Origin of the sequence: Cloacibacillus sp., from assembly GCA_036655895.1 — a bacterium.
Taxonomy (GTDB): domain Bacteria; phylum Synergistota; class Synergistia; order Synergistales; family Synergistaceae; genus JAVVPF01.
The window spans coordinates 1-257 of the sequence record JAVVPF010000044.1; the positions used below are offsets into that span (position 1 = coordinate 1).

Consider the following 257-nt stretch of genomic DNA (forward strand, 5'->3'; position numbering starts at 1 on the left):
TTGAAGAGTTCAAGGTGGGCGGGGATGGGCTGCACGCGAATCTTAAGTCCCTTGAGGTCGGCGGGGCTCTTTATCACCTTTTTGTTGTTTGTGATCTCACGGAATCCGTTTTCAGCAAACCCTACAAGGCGAATGCCTTTGGGGACGAGCTGTTCGTTGAGGATGCCTTCGATCTTTCCGTCAAGCACCTTATAGGCCGCGGCCCTGTCTTTGAAGAGGTAGGGCAGGTCGAGCACCTGGAACTTCGGCGCAACGTT

The 257-nt window shown here is 54.1% G+C and carries 1 protein-coding gene; it reads right to left on the reverse strand.

What is annotated here, in order from left to right; genetic code table 11:
• A partial coding sequence (gene dctP / locus RRY12_11445; protein MEG2185285.1) for a TRAP transporter substrate-binding protein DctP occupies window positions 1-257 on the reverse strand: 257 nt, incomplete at both ends.